General features: G+C 60.4%; 31 protein-coding genes and 1 pseudogene. 16 read left to right on the top strand and 16 right to left on the bottom strand.

Annotated features, from left to right (window positions below; genetic code table 11):
• Positions 1-387 precede the first annotated feature (387 nt).
• The 9 genes from LGH83_RS04775 to LGH83_RS04735 all read left to right on the top strand — a co-directional run bounded on the left by LGH83_RS04775 (position 388) and on the right by LGH83_RS04735 (position 9,568).
• Positions 388-1,590 carry a transporter substrate-binding domain-containing protein gene (locus tag LGH83_RS04775; protein ID WP_227400837.1) on the top strand — a complete coding sequence of 401 codons (1,203 nt, stop codon included), beginning with the start codon at positions 388-390 and terminating at the stop codon, positions 1,588-1,590.
• Complete coding sequence (locus LGH83_RS04770) at positions 1,587-2,333, top strand: ANTAR domain-containing response regulator (protein ID WP_227400836.1); 747 nt, start codon at positions 1,587-1,589, stop codon at positions 2,331-2,333. Before LGH83_RS04775 ends, LGH83_RS04770 begins: the two co-directional genes overlap by 4 nt.
• Positions 2,239-3,465, top strand: coding sequence for an urea ABC transporter substrate-binding protein (locus LGH83_RS04765; RefSeq protein WP_413771103.1), 1,227 nt, complete (start codon positions 2,239-2,241; stop codon positions 3,463-3,465). Before LGH83_RS04770 ends, LGH83_RS04765 begins: the two co-directional genes overlap by 95 nt.
• Positions 3,466-3,575: 110 nt before the next feature.
• Positions 3,576-4,442: an ABC transporter permease subunit gene (locus LGH83_RS04760; RefSeq protein WP_227400835.1), complete on the top strand. Its 867-nt coding sequence runs from the start codon at positions 3,576-3,578 to the stop codon at positions 4,440-4,442.
• Positions 4,443-4,506: 64 nt separating this feature from the next.
• Positions 4,507-5,529, top strand: a complete 1,023-nt coding sequence (locus LGH83_RS04755; RefSeq protein ID WP_227401732.1) for a branched-chain amino acid ABC transporter permease — start codon at positions 4,507-4,509, stop codon at positions 5,527-5,529.
• Entirely contained in the window at positions 5,529-6,257 is a 729-nt protein-coding gene (locus tag LGH83_RS04750) for an ABC transporter ATP-binding protein (protein WP_227400834.1), read from the top strand. The genes LGH83_RS04755 and LGH83_RS04750 overlap by 1 nt, the downstream gene beginning before the upstream one ends.
• Positions 6,250-6,963 (top strand): ABC transporter ATP-binding protein, encoded by a 714-nt coding sequence (locus LGH83_RS04745; protein ID WP_227400833.1) that lies wholly within the window; start codon positions 6,250-6,252, stop codon positions 6,961-6,963. The genes LGH83_RS04750 and LGH83_RS04745 overlap by 8 nt, the downstream gene beginning before the upstream one ends.
• A 26-nt stretch (positions 6,964-6,989) precedes the next feature.
• On the top strand, positions 6,990-7,991 hold the full coding sequence (locus LGH83_RS04740) for an acetamidase/formamidase family protein (protein ID WP_227400832.1): 1,002 nt from the start codon (positions 6,990-6,992) through the stop codon (positions 7,989-7,991).
• Positions 7,988-9,568: an amidase gene (locus tag LGH83_RS04735; RefSeq protein ID WP_227400831.1), complete on the top strand. Its 1,581-nt coding sequence runs from the start codon at positions 7,988-7,990 to the stop codon at positions 9,566-9,568. Before LGH83_RS04740 ends, LGH83_RS04735 begins: the two co-directional genes overlap by 4 nt.
• 89 nt (positions 9,569-9,657) lie before the next feature.
• Here the strand turns inward: LGH83_RS04735 and LGH83_RS04730 are convergent, their stop codons facing one another.
• The 3 genes from LGH83_RS04730 to LGH83_RS04720 all read right to left on the bottom strand — a co-directional run bounded on the left by LGH83_RS04730 (position 9,658) and on the right by LGH83_RS04720 (position 13,516).
• Positions 9,658-9,948 carry a helix-turn-helix domain-containing protein gene (locus tag LGH83_RS04730; RefSeq protein ID WP_227400830.1) on the bottom strand — a complete coding sequence of 97 codons (291 nt, stop codon included), beginning with the start codon at positions 9,946-9,948 and terminating at the stop codon, positions 9,658-9,660.
• 377 nt (positions 9,949-10,325) lie between these two features.
• On the bottom strand, positions 10,326-12,020 hold the full coding sequence (locus LGH83_RS04725; protein WP_413771102.1) for a response regulator: 1,695 nt from the start codon (positions 12,018-12,020) through the stop codon (positions 10,326-10,328).
• Entirely contained in the window at positions 12,017-13,516 is a 1,500-nt protein-coding gene (locus LGH83_RS04720; RefSeq protein WP_413771142.1) for an ATPase domain-containing protein, read from the bottom strand. Before LGH83_RS04720 ends, LGH83_RS04725 begins: the two co-directional genes overlap by 4 nt.
• A 482-nt stretch (positions 13,517-13,998) precedes the next feature.
• Between LGH83_RS04720 and LGH83_RS04715 the strand changes: the two genes are divergently transcribed.
• The gene (locus LGH83_RS04715; protein ID WP_227400828.1) at positions 13,999-14,241 is read left to right on the top strand and encodes a DUF6894 family protein; all 243 of its coding nucleotides are present in this window, start codon (positions 13,999-14,001) and stop codon (positions 14,239-14,241) included.
• 565 nt (positions 14,242-14,806) lie between these two features.
• Here the strand turns inward: LGH83_RS04715 and LGH83_RS04710 are convergent.
• Entirely contained in the window at positions 14,807-15,166 is a 360-nt protein-coding gene (locus LGH83_RS04710; RefSeq protein ID WP_227400827.1) for a hypothetical protein, read from the bottom strand.
• A 441-nt stretch (positions 15,167-15,607) separates the two neighbouring features.
• On the opposite strand from LGH83_RS04710, the gene LGH83_RS04705 reads away from it, so the two are divergent.
• A complete protein-coding gene (locus LGH83_RS04705) occupies positions 15,608-15,832 on the top strand; it encodes a hypothetical protein (protein WP_227400826.1) in 225 nt (74 codons plus the stop codon).
• Between the two features lie 231 nt (positions 15,833-16,063).
• Here LGH83_RS04705 and LGH83_RS19935 read toward each other — a convergent pair whose 3' ends face one another.
• Together LGH83_RS19935 and LGH83_RS04700 are read right to left on the bottom strand one after the other, a co-directional pair.
• The gene (locus LGH83_RS19935) at positions 16,064-16,195 is read right to left on the bottom strand and encodes a hypothetical protein (protein ID WP_264479139.1); all 132 of its coding nucleotides are present in this window, start codon (positions 16,193-16,195) and stop codon (positions 16,064-16,066) included.
• A gap of 2 nt (positions 16,196-16,197) precedes the next feature.
• Entirely contained in the window at positions 16,198-16,458 is a 261-nt protein-coding gene (locus tag LGH83_RS04700) for a hypothetical protein (protein WP_227400825.1), read from the bottom strand.
• A 414-nt stretch (positions 16,459-16,872) separates the two neighbouring features.
• On the opposite strand from LGH83_RS04700, the gene LGH83_RS19930 reads away from it, so the two are divergent.
• Both LGH83_RS19930 and LGH83_RS04695 read left to right on the top strand, forming a co-directional pair.
• Positions 16,873-17,004: a hypothetical protein gene (locus tag LGH83_RS19930; RefSeq protein WP_264479138.1), complete on the top strand. Its 132-nt coding sequence runs from the start codon at positions 16,873-16,875 to the stop codon at positions 17,002-17,004.
• A gap of 608 nt (positions 17,005-17,612) precedes the next feature.
• Positions 17,613-17,723 (top strand): annotated as a pseudogene (locus tag LGH83_RS04695) (IS630 family transposase); the annotation flags it as partial.
• A 35-nt stretch (positions 17,724-17,758) separates the two neighbouring features.
• Here the strand turns inward: LGH83_RS04695 and LGH83_RS04690 are convergent.
• Positions 17,759-18,118 carry an HNH endonuclease signature motif containing protein gene (locus LGH83_RS04690; protein WP_227400824.1) on the bottom strand — a complete coding sequence of 120 codons (360 nt, stop codon included), beginning with the start codon at positions 18,116-18,118 and terminating at the stop codon, positions 17,759-17,761.
• A gap of 375 nt (positions 18,119-18,493) precedes the next feature.
• Here LGH83_RS04690 and LGH83_RS04685 point away from each other — a divergent pair, with 375 nt between their 5' ends.
• Positions 18,494-18,724: a hypothetical protein gene (locus LGH83_RS04685; protein ID WP_227400823.1), complete on the top strand. Its 231-nt coding sequence runs from the start codon at positions 18,494-18,496 to the stop codon at positions 18,722-18,724.
• A 10-nt stretch (positions 18,725-18,734) separates the two neighbouring features.
• The gene (locus tag LGH83_RS04680; RefSeq protein WP_227400822.1) at positions 18,735-19,100 is read left to right on the top strand and encodes a hypothetical protein; all 366 of its coding nucleotides are present in this window, start codon (positions 18,735-18,737) and stop codon (positions 19,098-19,100) included.
• Between the two features lie 51 nt (positions 19,101-19,151).
• Here the strand turns inward: LGH83_RS04680 and LGH83_RS04675 are convergent, their stop codons facing one another.
• Both LGH83_RS04675 and LGH83_RS04670 read right to left on the bottom strand, forming a co-directional pair.
• Positions 19,152-19,292: a hypothetical protein gene (locus LGH83_RS04675; protein WP_227400821.1), complete on the bottom strand. Its 141-nt coding sequence runs from the start codon at positions 19,290-19,292 to the stop codon at positions 19,152-19,154.
• 71 nt (positions 19,293-19,363) lie between these two features.
• Positions 19,364-19,789, bottom strand: a complete 426-nt coding sequence (locus LGH83_RS04670; protein ID WP_227400820.1) for a response regulator — start codon at positions 19,787-19,789, stop codon at positions 19,364-19,366.
• A gap of 378 nt (positions 19,790-20,167) precedes the next feature.
• Between LGH83_RS04670 and LGH83_RS04665 the strand changes: the two genes are divergently transcribed.
• The gene (locus LGH83_RS04665) at positions 20,168-20,845 is read left to right on the top strand and encodes a Crp/Fnr family transcriptional regulator (protein ID WP_227400819.1); all 678 of its coding nucleotides are present in this window, start codon (positions 20,168-20,170) and stop codon (positions 20,843-20,845) included.
• On the opposite strand, the gene LGH83_RS04660 is transcribed toward LGH83_RS04665, so the two are convergent.
• The 7 genes from LGH83_RS04660 to LGH83_RS04630 form a co-directional block, all read right to left on the bottom strand.
• Entirely contained in the window at positions 20,842-21,087 is a 246-nt protein-coding gene (locus LGH83_RS04660; RefSeq protein WP_227400818.1) for a DUF6894 family protein, read from the bottom strand. The two genes, LGH83_RS04665 and LGH83_RS04660, sit on opposite strands and share 4 nt — an antisense overlap.
• Positions 21,088-21,221: 134 nt before the next feature.
• The gene (locus LGH83_RS04655; protein WP_227400817.1) at positions 21,222-21,359 is read right to left on the bottom strand and encodes a hypothetical protein; all 138 of its coding nucleotides are present in this window, start codon (positions 21,357-21,359) and stop codon (positions 21,222-21,224) included.
• A gap of 200 nt (positions 21,360-21,559) precedes the next feature.
• On the bottom strand, positions 21,560-22,108 hold the full coding sequence (locus LGH83_RS04650; RefSeq protein WP_227400816.1) for a hypothetical protein: 549 nt from the start codon (positions 22,106-22,108) through the stop codon (positions 21,560-21,562).
• A complete protein-coding gene (locus tag LGH83_RS04645) occupies positions 22,105-23,103 on the bottom strand; it encodes a hypothetical protein (RefSeq protein WP_227400815.1) in 999 nt (332 codons plus the stop codon). Before LGH83_RS04645 ends, LGH83_RS04650 begins: the two co-directional genes overlap by 4 nt.
• A gap of 51 nt (positions 23,104-23,154) precedes the next feature.
• Positions 23,155-24,012: a putative phage tail protein gene (locus LGH83_RS04640; RefSeq protein WP_227400814.1), complete on the bottom strand. Its 858-nt coding sequence runs from the start codon at positions 24,010-24,012 to the stop codon at positions 23,155-23,157.
• Positions 24,009-25,100 (bottom strand): baseplate J/gp47 family protein, encoded by a 1,092-nt coding sequence (locus LGH83_RS04635; RefSeq protein WP_227400813.1) that lies wholly within the window; start codon positions 25,098-25,100, stop codon positions 24,009-24,011. Before LGH83_RS04635 ends, LGH83_RS04640 begins: the two co-directional genes overlap by 4 nt.
• The gene (locus LGH83_RS04630) at positions 25,090-25,623 is read right to left on the bottom strand and encodes a phage GP46 family protein (RefSeq protein WP_227400812.1); all 534 of its coding nucleotides are present in this window, start codon (positions 25,621-25,623) and stop codon (positions 25,090-25,092) included. Before LGH83_RS04630 ends, LGH83_RS04635 begins: the two co-directional genes overlap by 11 nt.
• Positions 25,624-25,632 lie beyond the last annotated feature (9 nt).

Here is a 25,632-nt window from a genome sequence, read left to right as displayed (position 1 = left end):
TCCTGCGCTGCGACTGACTCGCGTGACCCATCATGTTCCTGCGGTGGCGCGGGGAGAGCTCCTGCCTTTGTTTCGCGCAACGTTGCGACGTGTCTTTGGGTGGCGTTTGCTGTCGATGGTTTAAGCGTCGATGCGGTCCCTGGGGTTAAAAAGTGAGCAGGCGACCCTCGAACATGGACGAGAGCGTCGACGGTCAACCGTCTGTCGGCCTCCCGGCAGGACGACCCACCTCACCGTCGAACCATTTGCGACGCGCTGATCGGTCACCGAGCCAAGCCATGGCACAGACTTTGCTTCACTGGCTGAGTGACAAACCGACTTCACGCGGGCAGTGCTGCCCCTTGAGCGTGATCGGTCGAAAGCCCGGTTTCAAGGCAATGGCGCCGCATGAGGCCGATCGGTCTGACCCGATCGGTGGAGGCTACGCTGGCCGTGTCCATCATCCGCGTTCCACTCGGCATTCTGATTTCGTCCGACGGCCCCTACAGTGTCGTGTCGCGAAGCATGCTGTGTGGTGCGCTGCTGGCGATCGACGAGGTGAATTTTGCAGCCGGGGATGTTCGCTTCGAGCCGACGATCGGTAATCCCGGCGGTGAGCTTTCACGTTACGCCGCGCTGACCACCGACATGCTCGCGGCCGGCATCCAGCATGTCGTGGGCTGCTACACATCGTCGAGCCGGAAGGAGATCATTCCGCTCTTCGAAAAGGCCGATACGCTTCTCTGGTATCCTTCGCATTACGAAGGCTTCGAGACCTCCGCCAACGTGATTTACACGGGAGCAGTGGCCAATCAGCATCTGCTTCCCTTGGTCGACTACTCGCTGACCCATCTTGGGCCGCGCGCCTTCGGGGTCGGGTCGAACTACATCTGGGCCTGGGAAAACAATCGCATTCTGCGCGAGGCGATCGGTCCGCGCGGCGGTACGCTTCTGGCGGAGCGCTATTTTCCAGTCGGATGCACGGACTTCGGGCAGGTCATCGAGGCGATCCTGGTGGCCCGTCCCTCCTTCGTGTTCAACACGCTGATCGGCGTGTCGTCCTACCAATTTCTCCGCGATCTGCGGGCCGCCTGCGTTGCGCGGGGCATCGATCAGCCAAACGACATCCCAGTGGTGAGTTGCACCCTGTCGGAGCCGGAACTCGAAGCCATCGGGGCCGAGGCTATCGACGGGCACATCACCTCGAGTGTGTATTTTTCGACCCTCCCGACGGAGGCCAACAGGCGCTTCGTTGCGGCTTATGCGGATCGCTTCCCGGATGGGCCTGCGGTCTCGGCCGATGCCGAAGCGACTTATATCGCGGTGCGACTCTTGGCTCTCGCTCTGGCGGATGCGGGCGCAACCGACGCGGCTTCGATCAAGCGCGTCATCGGTCGACAATCCATTGCGGCACCCCAGGGTGACGTGAGCATCGATGCCGATACGATGCATCCGTGCCTGACACCCCGGATCGCACGCTCCAACGCCAAAGGCCGGTTCGACATCCTCCGCGAGGCGAGCGCGCCTGTGCGGGCTGATCCCTATCTGATCAGAAGCTCCTCGCGCTACGGCGCGGTCTCGGTCCGGCCGGTCTTGCGGGTGGCATCATGACCCCACAGCGCCTCATCCAGAATTTTCGCAACAGCCGAGGCATTTTGTGGGCCGGGAGCGATTTCAACGCGGAAATCCTCGAGCGCAGCTTGCACCGCCTTGGCGTGTCGCTGGTCCGCTTCGAAGAGGTCGTGCCGTTGAGCCTCGACCCTGATGGCGACATCGTGTTCTTCGATGCCGACCAGCCGATCACGCCCACGGCGCTGATCGAGGCCGGCTCGTCACTTCCGGCCGCCCCGGTGATTGGCCTCGTCGGCGTGGAAGCGCCGAGCCGCCTGCGCTTGCTGGCCGAGGCCGGCGCGACCGCGATCCTCCGTAAACCGGTGCAGGCCACATCGGTCTATTCGGTCCTGTTTCTCGGCGTGAACACCTATCGGCGGCTCCGAGCAGCGGAACTCCAGCTCGCGGATCAAGCCCGCAAACGCCGGGGACGCCGCTTCATCATCAAGGCGGTCGTGGCGCTGGTGCAGGCGCGCGGCCTGACCGACGACGAAGCCTTCGCCGAACTCCGTCGCGAGTCTATGCGGCGGCGCACCGGCCTCGAAGAATTCTGCGAAGCCCTTTTCGAGAGGGACAGCAGTTTCCCGGCCGCCTGGCCTCAGGCCAAGGCCGCCTTTCACCCACCGACCGAGCCAGAGGAGTACGGAGATGCGTCGTTTTCTGATGATGGGGGCGGCCTTGACGGCGCTCCTGATGCCGCTGACCGCGAAAGCTGCGGATCCGATCAAGCTCGGCGTGCTTGAGGACCAGTCGGGCGATTTCGCGCTGGCCACGATAGGCAAGGTTCATGGCATCCAGCTCGCCACGGATGAAATCAACAAAGCGGGCGGCATCGATGGTCGACAGATCGAACTCGTGATCTACGACACGCAGTCCGATAACACCCGCTTCCAGGAATTCATGCGGCGCGTCCTGCAGAAGGACAAGGTCGACGTGGTCTTCGCCGGCTTCTCGAGCGCGTCGCGGGAGGCTTATCGGCCGATCGTCGACCAACTCGGCGGCTTCGCTTTTTACAACAATCAATATGAAGGCGGGGTCTGCGACGCTCATATGATCGTGACGGGTGCGGTGCCCGAACAACAATTCTCCACGCTTATCCCTTGGATGATGGAGAAGTTCGGCAAGAACGTCTACACGATCGCGGCCGACTACAACTTCGGTCAGATCTCGGCCGAATGGGTCCGCAACATCGTCAAGGCCCAGGGCGGCAAGATGGTCGGCGAGGAGTTCATCCCGCTCGGCGTTTCGCAATTTGCCTCGACGATCCAGAACATCCAGAAGGCGAAGCCCGACATCCTCATCACGCTGTTGGTCGGCACGGCGCAGTCCTCCTATTACGAGCAGGCTGCGGCCGCCAATCTGCACATCCCGATGGGGAGTTCCGTCAACGTCGGCCAAGCCTACGAGCACAAGCGCTTCAAGCCGCCGAGCCTCGCCAACATGTATGTGACGACCAATTGGATCGAGGAGGTCGACGACCCGAAGAGCAAGGAATTTGTGGCCAAGTGGCACAAGATGTTCCCGAACGAGCCCTACATCAATCAGGAAGCCGAGAACTCCTATCTCGCGGTCTATATGTACAAGGAAATGGTCGAGCGCGCGAAAGGCTCGACCAAGCGCGACGATCTCCGCAAGATCATCGCCCAAGGTGATGTTTGCGTCGACGCGCCGGAGGGCCACGTCTGCCTCGATCCCAAGAGCCAGCACATGAGCCACACCATCTATCTCGCCAAGGTCAACGACGACCACTCGATCAGCTTCCCGAAGGTCTGGAATGACATCAAGCCCTATTGGCTCGGCGAAGCGGGTTGCGACCTCACCAAGAAGAACCCCAACGCGCAATATACGCCGAGCAACCCGCCGCCGAAGGGCTGAGACGCTCGAGTAAGGTTGCGACCCGCTCTGCGGGCCGCGACCTGCTGACAGGACGATCGATCGGACGGGCTGCGGCCTGCCCGAGGTCTTCATTCGCGCGGGATTTTGCGATGGTCGATGCAGTGGTTGGGTTTTTGTACCAGTTCGGTGACGCGGCCGCCTTTCTGATCCTGGCCGCGAGCGGCCTTGCGATCATCTTCGGCATGATGGGCGTCATCAACCTCGCCCATGGCGAGTTCATCATGGCCGGTGCTTACACGACCGTGTCGGTCGCCAAGCTCGGCGTGCCGTTGCCGCTTGCCATCGGCTGCGGAGCGCTGGTGGCCGGGTTGATCGGGATCGTGCTCGAGCGGCTGGTCATCCGGCATCTCTATCGTCGCCCGCTCGACACTATCGTGGCGACCTGGGGCGTCAGCCTCATCGCCTCGCAAGGCACGCTCATCCTGCTCGGCCCGAGCCTGTCCGATATTTCGACGCCGCTCGGCAGCGTGCAGATCGGCGATCTCTCCTATTCGGTCTACCGCTTCGTTCTGATGGGAACAGCGGCCGCCATCCTGCTGGCGCTCTACCTGCTTTTCACCTTCACGCGTTTCGGCGTGCTGGCGCGCGCCACCATCCAGGTGCCGCATATGGCCGAGGCCCTCGGCGTCAACACACGGCTGATCTATAGCCTCACGTTCGGCATCGGCGCCGCGCTCGCGGGTGCGACCGGCGGGCTCTACGCACCGACCATGACGCTCGTTCCGACCATGGGGAGCCAGTTCATCACGGAGGCTTTCGTCACCGTCGTGACCGGCGGCGGCGACGTCTTTCTGGGCACGGCCCCGGCCGGGGTGATGCTTGGTTTCATCCGCGCCGCCATGACAAGTTGGGAGGGGCAGCTCGCGGGGCAGATCGGCCTTTTGGTCGCCGTCATCATCGTGATCCGCATTCTGCCGCGCGGCATATCCGGGCTTATCCTTCGTGAAAGGGCCTGATGCCGTGACCGCACGACGCCCCCTCATCCTGCGGATCGCGACCCGCCTCGAAGGTCCGCAGACCATGGGCCGCGGCCCCTGGTTCTGGCTCGGCGCCTTAGCGGTTCTCGCGGCCGCCGTCATCTATCCGCTGCTGACCGATTCCTACACGGTCGGCAACACGGTCTATTTCTTCAATTGGGCCTTCATGGCCCTCGGGCTCTGCCTCATCTGGGGTTACGGCGGCGCGCTGAGCTTCGGGCAGACGGCCTTCTTCGGCATTGCAGGCTATGCCTATGGGGTCATCACGGTCGATTTTGGTTCGGACTTCGGACTGACCCTGTGGGCCCTGCTTGGCGCCGTGGCGATCTCGGCCCTGGTGGCAGCGGTGCTGGGCTATTTCTTGTTCTTCGGGCGCATCAACGGCGTGTTTCTCGGCATCGTCACGCTCGCGGTCACGCTGGTGCTCGAACGCTTCATGGCGCAGACCGCAGGGCCGGAATGGCATATCGGCGCCGCCCGCCTCAACGGGTTCAACGGCATGAGCGGCATGCCGCCCTTGACGATCCCGTGGCCCGGTAGCGACGATCCGATTGCACTGACGCCGGATATTCCGCTTTATTACGTGGTGCTGGGCTTGCTAGTCGTCACCTATCTGGCGCTCCGCATCCTGGTGAACTCCTCCTTCGGCAACGTCTTGGTGGCGATCCGCGAGAACCCGCTGCGTGCCACGATGCTCGGCTATGACGTCCGTAAATATCAGCTCGGCGCTTTCGTGATCGGCAGCGCGCTCGCGGGTCTAAGCGGCGTGCTTTACACGAGCTGGGGCCAGTACATCACGCCGTCCAGCATGGGGATCACGGCGGCCGCTCTGCCGATCGTCTGGGTTGCGGTCGGTGGCCGCAGCGATCTCACGACGACGCTCCTCGGCACCATCATCCTGATCGGCGGATTTCAGGCCCTGACGGTCTATGGCAGCCAATATGCCTTGGTGGTCATGGGCTTGCTGCTCGTGCTGACCGTCTTGCTCGCGCCCGAGGGCCTCGTCGCGGCCTTGGCGCTGCTACCCGGCAAGCTGCTGCGCCGTCGCGCCGGGGAGAATGCCTGATGGCGCTGCTCGAAACCCGAAAGCTCAACAAGCATTTCGGCGGCCTGCAGGTAACGGCAGACGTGAACCTCGCATTGGAGCCGGGCGAGCTCCACTGTCTGATCGGGCCGAACGGGGCAGGGAAGAGCACGCTCTTCCGCCTGATCCTCGGCGAATATGCGCCGAGCAGCGGGCAGGTGTTCTACGATGGACGCGACATCACGGCGCTGCAGCCGCATGATCGGATCCGGCGCGGCATCAGCGTCAAGTTCCAAGTCCCTGGCATTTTTGGCGCGCTCAGCGTCAGCCAAAACCTGGAGATCGCTTTGCAGCATCACCTCGAAGGCCACAGCCTGCGCGGTGAAATCCGCCAGCAACTCGACTTTCTCAATCTGGCGGCCGAGGCCGCGCAACTGGCTGGCAATCTCAGCCATGGCCAGAAGCAGTGGCTCGAGATCGGGATGGCCACGAGCCTCAAGCCAAAGCTTCTGCTGCTCGATGAACCGACCGCCGGCATGTCGCCGGAGGAAACGCGCGCGACAGGCGAGATGGTCCGGACCCTGAGGGCCGAGGGCATGACGGTGCTGGTCGTCGAGCACGACATGGACTTCGTGCGGCAGGTCGCCAGCCGGGTCACGGTTCTCCACTTCGGCCATATCTTCGCGCAGGGCTCGATCGACGACATCATGGCGGATGACCGCGTCGCCGAAATCTACCTCGGCCAGGGTCATGGGGTGCGTCATGGTTGAGCCCACCGCCCTTCTTTCGATTCAAGGATTGCGCGGCGGTTATGGCGGCAAGCCGGTGCTTCAAGGCGTCGATCTCGACATCCGGGAGGGCGAGATCACTGCCGTGATCGGCCGCAACGGCGTCGGCAAATCGACGCTCATGAAAGCCATCATCGGCTTGCTGCCTGCCAGCGCCGCCACGCTGCGCTTTAAGGGCCACGACCTTGTGGGCACGACGCCCCATGCGCGGGCCCGCCTCGGTCTTGGTTATGTACCGCAGGGCAGGGATGTGTTTCCGCGGCTCAGCGTAGAGGAAAACCTGACCGTTGGGCTGAGCATCAGCGGGGTCGCGATCGCGGACTTCGGTGCGGTCTACGGCTATTTTCCGATTCTGAAGGAGCGGCGGCGGCAGGCGGCCGGGACGTTGTCGGGCGGCCAGCAGCAGCAACTCGCGATCGCTCGGGTGCTCGTCGGCGGCCCGGCGCTTCTGCTGCTCGATGAACCGTCGGAGGGCATTCAGCCCTCGATCGTCCAGGACATCGCCCGCATCGTCGTCGACCTGAACCGCAAGACGGGTCTGACCGTCGTGCTAGTCGAGCAGAATATCGACATGATCCGAGCCATGGCGCAGCGTTGCTACGTCATGGACAAGGGGCGCATCATTACCGAACTCACCCCCGCGATGCTGGACGACCGCGATGTCGTGCGTCGGCATTTGTCGGTTTGAGCAAAAGCGAAAGAGGAGACGCAACGATGTCCTGGTTCGACGAGTCCATCATGGCGCGCACCGCCGTTGCCAAGGGCAAGCCGGGTCGTGAGTTCACGATCACCGAGGCTGAACAGGGCAAGTACCATTACGTCTATGGGCCGTTCCCCAAGCCGGTGCTGACCGTCGATCCGGGCGCGGTGATCGCCTGCGAGACCCATGATGCTTTCGAGGGCGCGATCAAGCTCGAGACCGACAAGCCCAGCGAAAAGCTGAACTTTCCGTTCCTCAACCCGCAGAACGGACCGATTTTCGTCAACGGCGCCGAAAAGGGCGACTGCCTCGCAGTTTATATCAAGTCGATCGTGCCGCGTGGCCCGCAGCCGGTCGGCACCACCTGCCTGATTCCTGAATTTGGCGGGCTGGTCGGGACCGGCGTCACGGCGCTGCTGAACAAACCGCTGCCCGAGTATGTCAAGAAAATCGAGGTGACGGTCGAGGGGGGCGTGAAATGGAGCGACAAGATCACGCTGCCCTACCAGCCCTTCATCGGCACGATCGGGACATCGCCCGAGATCGAGGCGATCTCGTCCCTCGTCCCCGACTATTATGGAGGCAATATGGATTTACCGGATGTCGGGCCGGATGCGGTGATTTATCTGCCGGTCCACGCGCCGGGCGGCCTGCTCTATCTCGGTGATTGCCACGCCATCCAGGGGGATGGCGAATTATGCGGCGTCGCGCTCGAACATCCGACCACGACCACGGTTCAGGTCGATCTCATCAAGGGTTGGAGCCTCGCTTGGCCGCGCCTCGAGACATCCGAGTTCTATATGACGATCGGCTCGGCTCGACCGATGGAAGATGCCTCACGCATCGCCTATCGTGAATTGATCCGCTGGATGGCGACCGAATTCGGCTTTGATGAAATCGACGCCTATCTGCTGTTGACGATGTGCGGCAAGGTCCGGCTCGGCAATATGGTCGATCCCAAATACACGCTCGCGGCCTCGATCTCGAAGGCCATCGTCAAGGCACATCAGTCATGAGCGCGGTCACGATGACGGACGAAACAGGCGCAATCGATCTTGTCGAGATGACGGTCGAGCAGGTTCAGACGGGCTTCGCGCATGGGTCCTTTACGTCCGAAAGCCTGACGCAGGCGTTCCTCGACCGGATCGCGCTTTACAACCCCCCCTATAACGCCATCATCTTCATGAATCCCGACGCACTGACCGATGCGCGTGCGTCGGACGATCGACGGAAGGCGGGCGCAGCGCTCGGCCCGCTCGATGGCGTCCCCGTGGTCGTCAAGGACGCGATGGACATGAAGGGCTTCCCAACCACGGGAGGCTGGCGGCTGCTCTCCAGCAAGGCCGGAGGGATCGATCTGATGCCGGAGACCGACGCGCCCGTCGTGGCGCGCATGCGCGCCGCCGGAGCCGTGATCCTGGGTAAAACGAACATTCCGGTCCTGAGCGCCACGGGGAGCCATGCCAACGACAGTTGGGCGGGCCCCACCTATAATGCCGCCGATGTCGCGTTGCTCCCTGGCGGCAGCAGCGCCGGCACGGCGACGGCGGTCGCGGCCAGTATGGCGGTGCTCGGCCTTGCCGAAGAGACCGGTGGGTCGATCCAGAATCCGGCATCTGCTCAAGGGTTGGTCGGGATCAAGCCGACCTTCGCGCTGGTCCCCAATGCTGGTGTGATGCCCTTGTCGAGCCTGCGCGACGTCGTTGGCCCGATTGCTCGCTGCGTGTGGGATGCCGCCCTGACGCTCGACGTGCTGGCTGGCTTCACGATGGACGATCCGAAGACCATTGCGGGTGTCGGCCGGCGGCCCAAAGGCGGCTATACCTCGCGGCTCCACGTCGATGCGTTGAAGCATAAACGGATCGGCACTTACGGTCCGGGCTGGCGCGACATGCCTTTGTCGGATGAAGCCGCGTCGCTTTACGCGCGGGTGCAGGAGGAACTGCGGGCCGCGGGTGCGATCCTCATCGATGATCCGTTCCACGGCTCCGGTTTCGCGGCGCTGCGAACACCCACCGTACCGGGGCAGGAATTCGACGCGCGTGGCCTCGAATCGGTGCCTTACGACCTTGGCCGCTACCTTGCGCGTCTTGGGCCGGGCGCCGCTCTTCCGACCTTCGCGGATTTTGCGGCCGCAACCGCCGCGGAAGATGCCTTTGGACCCTCCGGCGTCCTCACCTACATGACGCAGTTGCCGGGCTTTGACGCTTGTCTGGCCGACCCGACCCGTCCGCCCGACATGGCTGATTTTATTGCGTTGCGCGAAGCGCATCTCGACATTTTCACGCGCGTCTTTGACGAGAACGAGCTCGATGCTTTGGTGTTTCCACAAATGCGGAGCGCGCTCGCTGGCATCAATGCGGGCGATATCATCCACGAAACCACCGTCAGCGAAATCAACATCGCGGGATTGCCCGGCGTCACCGTTCCGGCTGGCTTTTATCAGTCAGGAGCGCCGTTCAACCTGATCGTGGTCGGGCCGCAATGGAGCGAGGTCGATCTTCTCGCTTTCGCCTATGCGTATGAACAGGCAACGCGCCACCGCAGGCCCCCGGTCCTTCAATCCGCCGGCAAGGTACGCGACCCGTCCTGAAACACAGCGTCGGCTGCTGCGACGCGGTGACGATCAGGCTTTGCAACGCGCGGCAGAACGAGCGTGTGGGTTGCCTGTCCGACGGCCGCTTAACCGACCGTCGTTCGCCGCCAGCGAGCAGGCGAACACCCGGTCAGGCGTTGGAACGCGACGGTGAAATGCGACTGACTTGAGAAGCCGCATTCCAGCGCAATTTGGGTGAGCGGCAGGTCATTCTCGGCAAGCAGCGCCTGCGCTCGCTGCATGCGGAGATCCATCAGGAAGCTGTGAGGCGGCTGACCGGTCGATGCCTTGAAGCCACGCTTGAAGTGCTGGAGGCTGCAACCGGCGAGCGTGGCAAGTTCAGCAAGGCCGATATTGTCGGCGAGATGCGAATGCATGTAGTCCAAGACACGTGGGAGCGCGGCTAATCCGGCGTGGTGCCTGACCGATGGACGACGCGCCTCGCCGAGCGGCTCGCGTCGAGCAAGAGCATTCCTGCGGCAGTGCCGAGCGTTCCAGCAACAATCGATGTCCCGCTTCCTCCAGGCTCAGGATGTCGCGCATCATGCGGCCGATCGACAGCAAGGAGGTGTTCTGGAACCAGAGACCGCACCCGATCGCTAAAATTCGACGAATCCACGCCCCATTCGCTCTCGCAATTGAAGTCCGATGCGCAGATGCACCCCGACCTGCTTCGAGCGCCAACACAAATACCCCAGCTCGACGCGATAACCATCGCTGCGAAATCGGTAGGCGTTCTTTTGAAGGCAACGCGTCACACCGCTAGTTGGCCGCCTGGGCTCGCGGTCGCGAGGGAACCGCGAAGCACGCGGAGCAGAACGCGTGATAATTGATCGGCAGAGTAAGGTTTGTGAAGCAGTTCGAAACCGTGACTGCCCTCTTGCGACAGAACATGACTGTAGCCCGAGGTGAGCACAACGGGCAGGCGCGGCCAGCGGTGCCGTATCGTTTTGGCTAGCTCAATCCCTCCCATGCCCGGCATGACGACATCAGAAAAGACAATATCATAGGCCGCGACGTCATTCAGCCGAGCAAGCGCCTCTTCACCATTGCTGGCCAAGGTCGTGACATACCCAAAATCTTGAAGGATCTGCAATGCGAACTGTCCGACCTCGATGTTGTCCTCGACGATCAAAACACGGTGTCTAGCGCCGTTAGTCTCTTCCACCCAAGCATCACGGACCGGGATCGATGACGATCCTGCCACCTGCGGCAGGTACAGCCGTATCGTCGTGCCTTTCCCCACCTGACTATCGACGGACACGTCGCCACCCGACTGTTTTGTGAAGCCGAAAACCTGGCTAAGCCCGAGCCCTGTTCCTTTGCCGACCTCTTTCGTGGTAAAAAATGGCTCGAAGATTCTGACCAGGAGCTCCGGCTCTATTCCCGCACCTGTATCTGATATGGCGAGCTCGATGAAAGGTCCGGGAGCACTAGCGTGCCCTCGAATCTCTGGCATCTGCCGTCCGCCTTCAAGATGCAGGGTTAAGATCCCTTCGCCGTTCATAGCGTCACGTGCGTTGACAGCCATGTTCACCACTGCCGTCTCGAATTGACTAACGTCAGCTTCGACGAAGCACGGATGGTCAGAGAATTTTCTCACGATGCGGATGCGTGCCCCAGTCACGGTGTCGAGCATATCGGTCAGTGAGTGAAGGCGCGCGCTGACGTCGAACACCTCTGGCGTAAGAGCTTGACGACGTGCGAAGGCAAGCAACTGGCCGGTGAGCTTGGCCGCGCGATCGACGGTGTCAGACACCGCATCCATATAGCGCCGGCGCCGTTCTTCGTTCAGGTCGGGTCGTCTGAGAAGGTCGACCGACGAACGGATGATCGTCAGAAGATTGTTGAAATCGTGTGCGACCCCGCCCGTGAGCTGGCCAACCGCCTCCATCTTCTGGCTCTGCCGCATGGCCTCCTCTGCCACCGTTCGCTCGTTGATTTCACAAGCGACCCGTTGTTCCAGCGTCGCATTGACGTGCTGCAAGCGCTCTTCGCTCACACGCAGTGCCTCAAGGCGATCCCGCGCTTCGTACTGCCGGCGTCGACCACGCAAGGCGGTATGTACGTGACTGATGAGCGTGGTGGGGTGGAACGGTCGTTCAAGAAACGTAACGTTTCCCAGCGCTTTAGAAAGGCGAGCCGCTGTCGGATTGCGCTCAGGACCGCCTCCATGGCTCGTGAGAATGATGAACGGCATGTCAGACCAAGACGGTTGGTCGGCGAGCCATTGATTGACCGGTGCGAGGTCCGCTGTTCGTATCGCTTCTTCAGTCACGAGCACGGCGCCGGCCATGTCTGCAAGGGCTACACGCAAGGCCGCGAGATCGGACAAGGTGAGCGCAGGAAAACCGGCATCAGTCAGCAGCTGACGAGCGATGACTGCGTCTCGGCCCTGTGGCGACAGGACCAAAATTCTCTCGGAGTTAGGATTGCCCGGTGCTGTCACAACAGATCCTGATCAAGCAGCTTCAGATCTCCCGGCGAGCCTACGTAATTTGGCGTTCCCCGCAGCACGCCAACGAAATTTTGGAGCGGTTCGCCAATCGAAAGGCCATTTGGCCCGATCCGATATTCTCGGATTGTGTCCTCGTGAGTCCCGGCACGCTTCTTGATAACTGAGATGGCGCGTCGCACCCGGCCGAGCGCCTCGAAATAGCGCAGCAGGACGACCGTGTCGGCCAAGTAAGTGAGATCAACCGGCGATTGCATGTCGCCAACGAGGCCATGCTGCGCCACAGTCAGGAAGGTGGAAGCGCCTTGGCGATTCAAATACTGCAACAGCTCATGGATGCGCAAAATCAGCGCATTTTCATCCGGCATGGCGGCTTGGTACCCGTTTACGCTGTCGATAACGACCGTCTTGAGATTGTTGTCATCGACGACCGAACGGACTTTGTGCGCGAACTCGCCAGGCGACAGCTCCGCGGCATCGATCTGCTCGATGAAGAGTTGGCCGCGATCGCGCTTGCCTTCAAGATCAAGACCCATGGCGTGCATTCGCTCGAAGAGCTGCGTTAGTTCCTCGTCAAAGATGAACATTGCGGCGCGTTCGCCACGCGCGATCGCTGCCAGCACATATTGAATGGCAAGAAGTGACTTACCGGTCCCTGCCGGCCCAAGAAGAAGGGTGCTCGACCCTTTCTCGACACCACCCCCGAGAAGAGCGTCAAGCTCAGCGATGCCACTCTCCAATCGATCGCGCTTGAAGCCCGTCTTGTGTTCCAGCGACACAAGACGCGGAAACACCTCGATGCCGCCGGTACGGATGCTGAAGTCATGAAAGCCGCCGCGAAATAACTGCCCTCGGTATTTAATAACCCGCAACCGGCGTCGCTGTGCGCCGTACTCGGGCGCAAGTTCCTCAAGCTTTACGACGCCATGCGCGATGCTGTGGACCGTATTGTCTTGAGCATCACCAGCAAAATCGTCGAGCATTAACACCGTTGCAGCACTTCGAGACAGGTAGTGTTTCAGAGACAGCACTTGTCGGCGATACCGTAAAGTCGAGCCGGCAAGGAGGCGAATTTCCGACAGGCTATCGAGCACGACCCGGCTGGGATTGACTCGTTCGATGGAACCGAAGATCTGCCGCGTGGTCTCGCCAAGCTCAAGATCGGATGAATAGAGGAGGCTCTGCTGCTGATTTTCATCCAACAGGCTTTCTGGCGGAACCACTTCAAAAATTTCGATGCCGTCCAGCGTCCAATCATGCGATCGGGCACTTTCGCGCAGCTCATCTGCTGTTTCCGACATCGTGAAATACAGACATTTTTCGCCAAGCTTTACGCCTTCGCGAAGAAACTGAAGAGCTGTTGTCGTCTTCCCAGTGCCTGGACTACCTTCGAACAAATAGAGGCGACCCCGCGCAAGACCACCGCCGAGTACAGCATCAAGTCCGGTTATGCCAAATGCTGCTTTGGTGGACTGGTCAGACATGGTAATCTTTCGGCAACTTGCAGCGAAGGCCAGCGGTCACGACCTTATGGCAGGCGGCCGACCTCCCGAGCCCGAGCTGCGTGGCGTCTTTGGTTGGCAAGAGTGATCGATCCATAGCACGATCCCGATTTTCGCCATCGACACCAACGCGAATTCGCAGAATCACGCCCGCACACAATATGAAGCAATCGGCTTGGCCTCCTCTCATTCGGTGCGCGTCCAAAATCGTTTCCTTTGCCAAATGAATAACCTCATCCCTGCCGCTGAGCATACAGGAGCCAGCGATGCGACGCGAGCCGGGTCAAGGGCAGCTAAATCCAACCAAAGGCACTAGAAATTTGCAGGCCGAGACGCTGATAGCCTCGCGGTCCGTTTCGACGCCGCACGCGATAAACTTGTCGGGCGATTTTGTCGCTTGGTGGTTGGTCATGATCTACGGAACCGTCGCACACTCGATGCCGTTTTCCTCAGTATTGTGAGGAGGATGCATGCCACGGTTTCACTTTAACGTTTATGACGGCGTGACACGCATCGACCAAGAAGGCATCCAACTCGACGACCTCAAAACTGCTCGGGCTAATGGCATTCGCCTCGCAGGAGCGCTTTTGGCTGAAAAAGCCGATGAGGATCCAGCTTGCTCGGATTGGTGGCTGGAGATAACCGACGGTCGAGGTATGATTTTATATCGCGTCGACATCGGGGTATCCGAGTCGGCGGCTATTCCCAGATGAAGAATCGCCATTTCAATATCAAAAAAATCTAAATAAAATTCGGAACAGCTTGCAACGAATACGAATTCTACGACTTTTCTCGCGGACGCCGCAGAGGAGGGGTGGAAAATGCCAGTTTCTGAATTTTGTCCGTCTGTCAGTCTTCCTGTCGCGTTCTCGCATCGGGGAAAGAGCCGGGTGGGCCAGTACGCTGTGGCTGGCGAAGGATCAACGGCGATCGTGACTGTCACGTACCGTTTGCGCGAAAAGTCCCAATCGCGGGGCGCACTCTCGATCGAGAGGGTCGCACGTAACCTTCTTGCGAGCTTGGTCCGCGCCAGCCACTTTTAGGTGGGGTGGGCGCAAGTTCGGATTTATCCTACACGAGGCATCCGCCTTCAAGCGATCACACCTTAGCCCCACTGCCCAAGAACTTTGTGCGCTTGCTCGAGATCGATGCCTAACGATCGAAGAACGACAAAGTCACCCCATCCGACTTAGCGGGCCCTGTACTCAACTGTGCTACGGCGAACGCGTGTGCCGATTCTACCAATGAGGCGGTATTAGATTACATATAGACTTAAGCTCAGGCGTAGCCTTTGTCGGCCTGATCCGCGACGTGGCATTCGTGATGTACGAGCTGAACGTTGAGGGGATTATAGCCGAGCACGGGATCGAAGCGGTCTAGCTCGGAGCCGACCATCTCCATCTCATCGCCGCAGATGGCACATTTGCCGTGCTGTTCCGCGTATTTCAGCTTCTGCAGCTTACGCCGCTCGGCTGGCGTGCTCCGCTCCCAGTACATCAACCGGATGAACGTCCGGCGCCTCAGCGCGAACAGGAGGACCGGATCATCGCCCGCCTCGCGGGTTATGTCCGCCTTCACCCTCTCCAGGATGGCGTCGGCCTTTTCGGCTTCGTGCTTCGTGAGCTTTCTGCTTGGCATCTCTCACCATATCAGAAAGCCGCTTCAGTAAGCGACGTTATATTTTTTTACTGCGCTCACACCAGCTTTTCTTGACCGCTTCCAAAACTGGCGCTTGAGCCGCGCGACCTCGCCCGGCTGCCAATGCAAGATGCGCCGCGAGAAGGCGTCACATTCGTCTCCGCCCTTGTAACCTCGCGATCCCATCATGGCTGCACCGCTTCGCGTGTTAGTGACCTTACCATAGCAGAAAGCCCCGGCTTATGGAGTGATCGTGAGCCTATCCGAACAGATCGCCGATGGTCTGCTTCGGGGGATAAAATAGCCCGCTGATGATCCAGGCATGGCCTGCTGCCGGTCGTGTGGCATCGATCTGCTCGCCGCGATGGATCACCCCCTCTCGAAGCGCCGCATCAGGAAAGTCTGGCGACGGAGCTTGGAATCCGCCTGCGCGGTGTGAAAGTGCGGCAGGTCAATATGGCTCTGACTGAGTATGGCTTTCAAACCTGCACCCGGACGGCCAAAGGTGACCTGGACTATCAGGCCACCGACCTCGGCCGGCCTCACAGCCGCATGGTCGATCAGGACAAGGCCGGCCACAGCGGCGCACCGGTGGTCCAGCTTCGCTGGCTGACCAGCGTCATCGAGCCGCTAAGGGCGGCCATGGTGCAGTGGATCGCCGCGTGACCGATCTTCCCGTCTATAAAATGAGTGGAAGTGGCTGCCCGACATCCGCGAGGTGCGCGGCATGCAGGTCGCGGTCGTCATCTCGGACGATCCCGGTGCGATCGGTTTAAGCTTGGCGCTCTGGCCCACATGACCATGGTGGCCGAGATGGTCGCCGACCTGCTCGAATTAGACGAGTGCTCCTGGTTTGAGGCCGGCGCCGACCCGAACGTGCCAGAGCGACCTGGCTGATTATTCGCCAGCCGGCGGATGCATCCGAGGATGCTTGTGATCGTAGTCGCTGGACTGTAGCCACATGTAGCCGAAAGCCGCCGCACCCGTCAAAAGGGCCATGGCAGGCAAAGCCAGAAGAGACCAGTTCATCGTCAATCCTCGCTCTTGAGAAAGAGCCGCAAGGCCACCTGAGCACCAATATGGAGTGCAAGGGCCGTGAACACCAGTGCAACGTCTTCTAGCACAGAAACGATCCGTCCCGCGACCAGCGGCGACAACAAGCCAGCAATGATCGCGCCGACCGCCAAATTGTTCATGAACGTCGCAAGAATTTTGACGCCTTCATTGAACCGCTTTGCGTCTCGTCGCCTCGAAATATCGTCCGGCGTCACCACGCACCTCGTGTCGAGCACCGGCTCGTAAGCAAAGCTTCCTCCCCGGCTTGATCCGGGCGTCCTTCACACCCCGATTCCACCATCAACGTCAACGGAGCACCGTTTCGATGAACGCTACAGCTTTGCCTCCTCGACGGCCGCCGCCCATGCACGAAGGGATGCGCTCCCTTCCTGAAAAGCGCTTTTCTGAGAGCATAGAGGCGCGCACCGTCTTTGCCGGTCATCGCCGCTTTTGATGCGTGGCAAGCCGAATGTGACACAGTCGCGGCCGAGATCGGATACACGGACGCGAGACGTCTGTTCGATAGCGCGACCGCCGAGCTCGCTTAGCCTTCGTCAGGGCATGCCCGCCTGAGGAATACGATCCGACCTCACCCGAGCATAAGCGCACCCGCCAGTAGGCAAGGCACATCCGAATGGAGCTCTCGCGGCTTGCTGTTCAAGGCGATGGTGGTCAACGGCGAACTGCATCTCACGCCGTTGTTTCTCGAAGACGTGCGGCGCGGCGTCTGCACCGCGGACACGGTCGCTCGATCAATCACCTTGGACCTGATCAGTGGGTAGGGCGGTGACGATCGCCTCGCCCGAAGCTACAGTGATGCTGCGCACGGCCGCCTTATTTGACGAGTGCGCAACCGACGTGGCGAGGGCCGGCGATGACTGAGCCTATCGCTCTGACCTTCACCCGCATCATCCTGGCCGTCGACGCCCATCAATCCGCAGGGGCGACCGAAGCACGCGGCACGGCTCAATCGCAAGGCGCTTCGCGTGGCAACGCCAAGTCGAATGTGGACGTTCGGTCGCCATTGGCTTGCTCGACGACGCCGGTCGACTCACTCTCGCGGACGCCTTGGGGCAGAAGACTGAGGGCATGGCGCTGCACTACTGACGCGACGCCGATCTCACCGAAAATATGCAAGGCTTGGCCAAGGTTTTCGAGCTCTCCGAGAACAAAGCGCGCTCGAAAATTGTCAAACCGAAAGCTTGAATGTGTAAAACTTCCCCGATTGGACGTTACGGCTAAAGAAAGTCGCACGCGATCTTAATCGAATGAATGGTAGCGGAGGTCCGCTACACACCATTTCCCCACGCTTCAAGCCAGATGTTCACGCTGTGTTTTGCGGCTTGACGGTGGCAAACAGATCGAGTGTCTCAGCGGCGCTGCTCCGAAAGCCGCCCGAACCGTCGAGCAGCTCTGGACCGTCATCAGCAACAGCATCGACGCATTCAAACCCGACGAATGCGCCAACTACTTCAGGCATGCCGGCTATGATGTCTACTGATCGGAAAATACTCTAGGTAGCAAACACACTCCAGCTCAGGTATAGCCTTTGTCGGCCTGATCCGCGACGTGGCATTCGTGATGTACGAGCTGAACGTTGAGGGGATTGTAGCCGAGCACGGGATCGAAGCGGTCTAGCTCGGAGCCGACCATCTCCATCTCTTCGCCGCAGATGGCACATTTGCTATCCTGTTCGGCGTATTTCAGCTTTTGCAGCTTACGTCGCTCGGCTGGCGTGCTCCGCTCCCAGTACATCAGCCGGATGAACGTCCGGCGCCTCAGCGCGAAAAGGAGGACCGGATCATCGCCCGCCTCGCGGGTGATGTCTGCCTTCACCCTCTCTAGGATGGCGTCGGCCTGTTCCGCTTCGTGCTTCGTGAGCTTTCTGCTTGGCATTCCCCACCGTATCGAAAAGCCGCCTCAGTACACGGCTTCATCCTTTTTGACTGCGCTCACACCAGCTTTTCTTGACCGCTTCCAAAATTGGCGCTTGAGCCGAGCGACCTCGCCCGGTTGCCAATGCAGGATGCGCCGCGAGCGTCGCGAGAAGGCGTCACATTCGTCTCCGCCCTTGTATCCTCGCGATCCCATCATGGCTGCACCGCTTCGCGTGTAAGTCGCCTCACCATAGCAGAAAGCCTAGGCTTTGGACCGGCAGGGAGCACAGTCATATTTTCAGTTATAATTTGACTGGCGCATTTCAAGTTCCATGGTCAGGCTTAACTCGCCTTCAACGCTGCTCCAGCACACTCTTGGCGCTGGAGGCCGCCCATGATCACGATCACGCTCGACGAGGCCGAGAAGCGCTTCGGGCCTTTGCTGGAGCCTCGAACGCGCACGTATCGCATGTTCGAGGTGGAAGAGGGTGAATGGCGGCCGCACTTCCAAGACGCGGACGTAATCGGCTACCAGCTCTATCCGCCGCGATCCGGAGAAGCGCCCAAGACGAGGTGGCGGCCAAAGTCACGACCGGGATTGACGCAGCGAGATCGGAAGCCGTAGGCGTGTCAGTATGGCGAAGATCACTTCAAAGCTGCTTGTCCTGTGCATGGCAGCGCCGTTTTTTGTGTCCTCGATCGCCGCCATAGCTGCGGATGGCGTCTCGATCCAGATCACGCGGGACGGCTTTGCGTGTCGCGACATCAGTGACACGGTCCGGATGGGGCTTCGTCAGCTCGCTGACGACAAGGCCGGCTTCATGGAATTCTACATGGACCGACAGAAGACCGGCGCCTGCATGCCTATGGGGGCTGGCGTCGTAGCGACCCTGGAAGATGTGCGTGACGAGCAGGAGCTGCATCTCGCCTGCATTAGGCTGCCGTCTGCTCCGGCTTGCGTGTGGGCTTTGAACCCAAGGTTTGGTGAGGCGCCATACTGATCAAACCGGCCGTAAACACAGGACTAGTGGCCGGACGGTCTGCAACGGCAATCAGCCCCAAAAGCCAACGGCTTCCTCGATGATCGACAGCACCCCTTCGAAGTGGAGGTATGCCCAAATGCCCAAGATCAGCAGCACGTTCGCGCCGAGGGACGCGGCCAGGGCGATACGGTAGAAGCGGAGGCTCGTCATGCGACCTCCTGCTCCCCGTCCTTCTTGACCCCTCGCGTTACGATTTTGAGTACCCCATCCGGCAACAGACGCTACTGGCTCGATTTGGTCGCTTGCTCACTATCCGTCTTCTCAGATTTCTTGATAAGGAGTTCGAGCGCATCAACGATCTCAGGCAAATCATACGGCTTCAGGTAAGCTGGTATATCTAGAAAATGCTCTTGAACGAAGCTGCCGTTTCCGGTGACAAAAATGAATGGAATGTTTCGTTCGACCAGCGTGTTCGCAATCGCGAAGGAAAGCTGCCCCCGCAGATGAACATTCAACATAGCTGCGTCGATGGCTGTCGCCTCAATCGCCGCCAGCGCTTCCGCGACAGTGGGCACTGGCCCGATCGGAATAGCACCTAGTTCTTGCAATTCGTCGATCAGCTCAAATGCCAGCAGAATTTCATCTTCCACGACTAGCACACGGCAGCCCGATAAACGGCTCGAGGGCGAGTGATCGATCTCGGTCAAAACGCGCTTCTCAGCAGGATCAAAGCTGAACTCCTATAGCCACCGCCCATATGCATTCTACCGCCGATCGACCCGAACTGCCACCTCATCTCTGACTAGTCCTCGTCGGTAGAATGGCAAAATGAAATCGACACGATTGTTTGCAACGTCGATCTTACGCGGTGCCCTATTTCTGATATAATAATTTTTTGGCCTCCCCCCCTCAGCAACTAGGCGGCGATGCAAGCAAGGTTTGCATCAAACCTCGACGCTTGAGCAGAATAAGCATAGCTAACATATGTTTGCTGCTGGAGCCTGCCGAAGCCGATGAACTCCCTCCTTGCAAAACTAAGCCTGAGTGGCTTCCTTAAAAGCGAGGACACATCTCGCATTGAGGCGTTGACCGCGAAGAGCGAGGAAATCGGAGCCAATGTCGACCTCATTGCAGAAGGCGATCGACCGGAAAACGTGCATGTGGTGATGAGCGGGTTGGCGTACCGTTACAAGCTTCTCCCCTCCGGACGGCGTCAGATCCTATCACTCCTCGTCCCCGGTGACATGTGTGATCTGCATGTGGCCCTCCTGGGCGCCATGGATCACAGCCTCGCCGCGATCGTCGCCTCCACGATCGTTCGCATCCCGCGCCAGACTATTGAGGATCTCGTTGAGAACGAACCGCGGATCATGCGGGCGTGCTGGTGGGCAACCCTCGTGGATGAGGCCGTCATGCGGGAAGCGCTCGTCAACATGGGTCAGCGACCTGCCGGACAGATGATCGCGCATCTCTTTTGTGAGTGGTACGTCCGACTGAGAGCGGTGGGAAAATCAAACGGCTTGAGCTTCGTTATGCCAATGACCCAAGAAGAGCTCGGCGAAATGACAGGTTTGTCGACGGTACACGTCAATCGGAGTTTACAGAGCCTGAGGGCACAAGGGCTTGTATCGTTCAAGCACCAAGTGGTCACGATGATGGACTTCTCCCGTCTCGCGGCTTTAAGCGGGTTTCACCCAGGTTATCTGCACCTCATCAGCCGCTCGATCGATCCTGACCAACACGGCCGACAAGTGACCGCTTAGCCATCACCAACGAGCCATCGAGCCGCAAGCGACAGCTTGGCTTCAAAGATGTAGGAACCCATTTCATCACGAACCAAGACAATCATCACGCGATGGTCACCATCTGGCAGGACATCCCGGGCAATGTCCGGCAGCGCATCAATCGCTACGGTGCGTGCCTTTTCATTATCGGTCAAAATGACGCCGAGATCATCGCGGATGAATTGATCACCGTCGTGGCTGTCGAAATAAAAACGCGGCATGTTCGCCTCGGAGCTGGATCGGCCATCGGCGTAGAGTGAGGCAAATGATCGTTTCCAACGCTATCAAATGATGTCAGCGCGTACTCCGTACGTGACCATACGAACCGACAGGATTTTCTCAATACAAGGCGAAGCTACACCTTCCGACCCATCTCGGCCCAGAGCGCGTCGATCACGAGCCGGTCGATCTTCCCGCTGACCCGATCGTGAAACGATCGATCCTGGATCGTTTCCTCGGCTTCGACCTCTTTGATGGCGAACAGCATGACCATGGCATAAGCCATCAAGCCGAGATGGCTGGCCGGAGTGAAACAGCTGTCTATTGCAGAACCACATATTTCGACGGGCTAGGAGCGTTGTCGTTCGGGGTCGTCAACTTCTTGATCCCGTCGCGGAGATCCGATGCGTAGATCAGCAAGAGTCCAAGGAAGACCACCAAGGCCACACATCGACCGGCGCTAGCGCCATTGCGTCACCACCACACCACCATCTGAACGGCCGGGATTGTCGTCGCTGCTGTCACTTGGCCGGTAAGCGTCGCCAGTTTGGCTTGTGCCGCCATCACAGCGGCTTTGCCGTCCGTTCCGACCTGCTGGATTTGCGCGGCGGTGTGCGGCGCGAAAGCCCAGGCGCCGGTGCTGTCAGCCGCCCAGAACTCAGTCGTCCAGCTCGACGTCAAACCCGGCAGGATCGACGCCAGAACGCTGCCCGAGAGATTGATCTGGCTCGTCATGTCGCTCGGGTAGGTGTGAGGCGAGCCCAAGGCCGCTGACGTGAAGCCGGACACGATCGCGGCCGAGCATGCTGCTCGAAGCGCCGCAACTTGACTGGACTGCGTTTGGGCGAGTGTCGCAGGCGGAAAACGCAGGGCGTCCATAGCCGCTACAAAGTCAGAGGCTGTCTCGAGCGGCTTGATCGACGTGTAGGTGTCGGCTTGGGGCTGCGCTCCGACGAAGAGGCAGGCCAAGCCAGATGCGCCGACGGCTGCCCAGCCATAAGGGGCTACGGCTGTATCGGTCATTGGTTGCTCCCGTCGTGATAGCCAAAGATATGCCCGTCGTAGCCTTGGATCGGTGCGGAGGACGACCCCTTTTGCGCGACGATCTGGAGGTTGTAGACATGAGCCGGGTTGAGCCCCTGGAAAATCTTCAAGGGCACGCTGAACGGAAACTGGATCTGCGCGGTTCCGGTCAACGTGGCGCCGCCCCCGAGATAAGCGCCTTGGACATTGGTCCCGGTCGTCACGTCGTTGAGCTGGATTCGAACCGTGTAGCCGATGAGCGACCCACTATCGTCCGCTTGCCGCAGAGCGCACGATGCGCTGACCTGGACGAAATCAGCGCCCGTAAAGTTTCCGGATGTCACCAGAGCAGTGAAACTGGGACCAACCGCAAGGTCTGAGACGTCGAGAACCGGCGCGAACGCCTCGAGGTAGGTCATTCCCTTGGGCGACGACCGGTCGATGTAGTTTTGCGTCGTCGTATTGATCGTGGTCGAGCTGTTGATGAGATTCTGAACGGACGCGGGATTGAAGGCGTCGCTCTTGCGGAGCCCGACAACCCGAAACCTCGTTCCATCCGATCTGACTGCAAACAGGACGTTCGCCGGCAAATCCCCGATCGCCAGAGCGGAACCATCTTCCTTCACGATCACGAACGTCAGACCATTGACCGTGAGGGTCGATGTCGTCGTCGCGTTGGGCAAGTTACCTTTCAGGATGGCGAATTCGGTCCCGACCGATAGGTCGCCATAGGCTGGATTCGGTGAGATCAGCAGCGCGTCGGCGGTGCCAGTGTCGGGCCAAAAACACAGCTTGCCGCTTCGGATCGCTTTTAGCAGTTGCTGCAGATCGTCGTTGGTTGGGGACAGGCCAGCGGCGACTTCGACAGCGACGATCTCGCGCTGCGGAAACTCGGCGGCGCCGGGCGGAATTTTGGATCCTTGAATGCCTGCAGCCGGGTTCTTTCCGACATACGCATCGTTCGCTGCGCCACCGGTTGGAGGATTGTAAAGCATGCAGAAGTCCCAAGTTGTGTAAGCGGAAATCGGAGATTGCGGCGCGTGCGTCTACAACAAGACGATCGCTGGATTGCCTGGAATGGAGAAATCGAAGGAAGCGACCAACGGCAGCGCAAGGTAGTCGAACACGAGTTGGGTATGCGGGGGACAGACTCGACGCAGAACACATTCGAGGTCTATCGCCGTTAGGAAGCCCTCGATCGGATCGTAATCAACCTCTCCGTCGTCCGGATAAAACCAGGTCTCCCCCAGAGATTGCACGTGGACGATCCAGTATTTCCAGACCGTCTCGTCGGAGACCTCGTCATCGTGGTTGTCTGGGTCGGTGTCGGTATCGAGCGCGTAGCTCTCGAGCGGCGTGTCATCGCAGACACCGTCGTCGCAGATGAACCAGCCTTCGTAGGTGCCGGTGCCGGCGCATTCGCTATCGTCGCAGAGAAACTGCCCTGGTTCCTCGATCGTGATGTCGTAACCGATCGATGCCGCGAGACAGACGAAATAGGCTGGCGACTGTCCGCCGATCGCGCCGAAGCGAGCCCGCACGGCGGAGCCGCGCTGATCGGTGCTGACCTGTCCGGACGAGCAGAGATCCGGCAAACCATATTCGGCCTCCCAATCTGCGAGCGAGAAGGTGATTGCCGAAGGGAAGCACTGGGTGGCGAGGCTAAAATCAATGGCGTAGTTCGATGCCGCATGCCCGGCGATGGCTCGCCAAACCGCGAGCATGATCGGCTGCGCGCCTTGCCCGCTTCCGGCTTCGTCCGTTCCCCAGGCTGGCCCGCGGGGCGTGAGTTGCAGGAGTTGCGGCAGGATGTCGTCGGCGGTCGGTGCAGCCAACCGATCGCTGACCGACGGCGGCGCGGACGGCAACAGCGCGCACGGCCACCCCGGAGCAATGTCGGTCATGAATAGGTCGGCTCTTGCAGAACGGGCATCTGCCCCCCCGTCACGAAGGGAATGTCAGCGGCCGGGCTGACGAGCGTGAAGTGGCTGACGCCGGTCGCCCGCTTGACCGCAGACGCGATGGCTTCGGTGTAGAGGACAAACGGTGTCGAGGGCGTCGCCGGCTCCATCTCGTCCGCCTGAAGTGCCGCGATCTCGACAGCGACGGCTGCTCGCGTGTCGGGCGTGTCGGGAGCAAAGTTGGTGAGCGCAATGGCGACAGGAACCGGCGTCGGAGCGGTCGCAAACACCCGCGCCGTGATGGGGCGCCGCACGGTGTCGGAGACGTAGGCCTGGACGATCGCGACCTCGGCATCGGTTGGGATGTTGTTCGGCTGATCCGAGACCGTGAAGCAGACCCACACCGAGCGGCTGTCGTTGGCGAAGCTGTCGACGTAGACGGCCTTTGCAGTCGCGAGCGCCTCGCCAACCCACTGCACATAATCCGATGCCGATCCGCCTTGGGGCGGATTGCGCTTGCGATAGAGCACCCGGGCGCGGAACGTCTCAAGATCTTCCGGGTCAAGGCCGCCCGTGATCCCGCCTGCGTCAACTGTCGCGGTCGCTCCGAGCGCTTCGGGCACTCCGGTCGCAACCACGAGGAACAAGCTGTCTCCAGCATCAACGTCGTAGGCGATGCCGGCCGCGTCGGCTTGAACCAAGAGGTCGACGCTGGTGGACGTCGCGGTCGTCGGCGCCAACGTCGAATAGGTCGCTCCATCGGCTCGAGCGAACTGGACGGAGGCTGGAATGAGCAAACCAGCAATGGCCGGGACCGTGATTGTCCCCCGCGCGCTATCGCCGGCATCCGGCGTGAGGCCAAGTTCGAAGCCATGCCGCGTCAACCATTCGTATTCCGCTGTCGACGCGAAAAGCTGGTTGAACAGAAACTGCCGGCGCATCTCATGCTCGAAGTCGAGCAGAGCCAGCACCTTGCCCAGGACCGTGAACGTGTTGGCCCAAAGCCGCACGACCGCGCCCGGCACCGCTTGCGTGAAAAACTGCCGCGCCTGGCTGGCCAGGGTGGCGAGTGGCCTGATCTCATAGGCCATCGGCACGCCTCCACAGGGGGTCGAATTTCGCGGAATAGACCTTCGTCTTGTTCCGCCCGTAGATGTCGATCGCGCAGCGGATCTGCCCCTGCGCGTTCAGGATTTCACCCGAAATATCGATCTGAACCGCGACGCCTTGCGAGATCAGCGGCTTCAAGGCGGATCGAATTTCCGCCTCGATCTGGCTGAAGGTTTTCGCCACCAACACAGAGCGTCGATAGAGCCAAAGCCGCGAGCCGAGCGCCGCCTCGCCGTTGGCCACGTCAATATCGAAGCCGTCCCCGACCCAGCCACGCCCGTCGCTGTGCTGCTCGAAGCGCAAGTCGGACGGGTCTGCCTTCGCGTCCGTAAACAGCAAGAGCAGCACCGCCGTTTGGATCGGGTTGCGCGCGACAAGGCCGCCGACACCACCATCGGCCGGCGATGCGGATACGGCAAAGTCGCCGACATATCCGTTCCAAACGATGTCGGGCGGCAAGACCTCCACGCCGACATCTTCAAGCGGCGTGACGGTCAGTTGCATCGACGATCC

Origin of the sequence: Lichenihabitans sp. PAMC28606 (assembly GCF_020616535.1) — a bacterium.
Classification (GTDB): domain Bacteria; phylum Pseudomonadota; class Alphaproteobacteria; order Rhizobiales; family Beijerinckiaceae; genus Lichenihabitans; species Lichenihabitans psoromatis.
Note: the sequence above shows the minus strand (reverse complement) of the source record. Positions and strands in the feature narration are given on the sequence as shown.